The 1,270-nt window shown below is 71.3% G+C and carries 2 protein-coding genes; both read right to left on the minus strand.

What is annotated here, in order from left to right; genetic code table 11:
* Positions 1-49: 49 nt before the first annotated feature.
* Positions 50-259 carry a hypothetical protein gene (locus tag BDIM_RS13090; protein WP_003166084.1) on the minus strand — a complete coding sequence of 70 codons (210 nt, stop codon included), beginning with the start codon at positions 257-259 and terminating at the stop codon, positions 50-52.
* A 90-nt stretch (positions 260-349) separates the two neighbouring features.
* Positions 350-1,225 (minus strand): carboxylating nicotinate-nucleotide diphosphorylase, encoded by an 876-nt coding sequence (nadC, locus tag BDIM_RS13095; protein WP_040346154.1) that lies wholly within the window; start codon positions 1,223-1,225, stop codon positions 350-352.
* Positions 1,226-1,270 lie beyond the last annotated feature (45 nt).

The raw sequence follows: 1,270 nt of genomic DNA on the forward strand, positions 1-1,270 counted from the left end.
GCCCNTCGCCGCACCCGTCACGGTCAACGCCGAGGCCTGATCGCGCGCCTCAAGGGTGCGTCTGGCGGTGGGTCGTCAGATTCTGCTGCAGATTGCCGTAGCGCCCCTGCTGGCTCAGGTTGACGTCTGCGTCGCCCGGCTGACCGGACTGCACGCCGTTCGCCCGGTCGCGCCGATCAGCGGCGGCCTCATCCTTCAGCTGGGCGCCGCGATCGGCGAAGCTGCGTTGCTCCCTGGGCGGCTGTGGGGCCCTGGTCATGGCGTCTCTCCTTCGAGGTCGCGCCCTCCCGCCCCATGAAAACGAGCCTCTGTCGGGCCCGTTCCCCGAAAAACCCCGGTCCGCTTGCGCTCAGCCGGCGTCCAGACCGATATCGAGCTGCATGACCGAATGGGTCAGGGCGCCCACGGAGATGACATCCACCCCCGTCGCAGCGATGCCAGCGACGGTGCTCAGGTTCACGCCGCCCGACGCCTCCAGCACCACCGGCCCGAAGGCGCTGCCCCGCACCCGCCGCACCGCCTCGGCCATGTCGTCCAGGCTGAAGTTGTCCAGCATGACGACGTCCGGCCGCTCGGGCAGCACCTCATCCAGCTGATCCAGACTGTCGACTTCAACCTCGACCTTCATCAGGTGGGGGGCGAAGGCCCTGGCGCGGCGCACCGCCTCGCCCGCCCCGCCGCAGACGGCGACGTGGTTGTCCTTGATCAGGATGGCGTCATCCAGACCGAAGCGATGGTTCAGCCCGCCGCCGCAGGCCACCGCGTGCTTCTCCAGCGCGCGCAGCCCCGGCGTCGTCTTGCGCGTGTCGGCGATGCGGGCGCTCGTTCCCGCCACGGCCTGCACATAGGTCCGCGTCAGGGTGGCGATGCCGCACATCCGGCCCAGCAGGTTCAGCGCCGTCCGCTCGGCCGCCAGCAAGGCGCGGGCGTTCGCCTCGACCGCGATCAGCACGGCCCCGGCCTCGAACGCCTCGCCGTCGGCGACCTTCACCGTCACCGTCGCCTGCGGGTCCAGCGCGTGGACGGCGATCCGCGCGACCGCCCCGCCGGCCATCACCCCCGCCTGACGCGCTGAAAACACGGCGCTGAAGCGGGCGTCCTCGGGGATGCAGGCCTGCGCCGTCACATCGCCCGTGCGCCCCAGATCCTCGGCCAGCGCCATGCGCACCACGGGCTCGATCAGCAGGTCCGGCAGGGTTCGGGTCACGGAAACGTCCTTCGTCATTCAGATCACGGCCGCCAGGGCGGCGAGCGTCGCCGCCTCGGCCTC

This window comes from Brevundimonas diminuta ATCC 11568 (genome assembly GCF_000204035.1).
Taxonomy (GTDB): domain Bacteria; phylum Pseudomonadota; class Alphaproteobacteria; order Caulobacterales; family Caulobacteraceae; genus Brevundimonas; species Brevundimonas diminuta.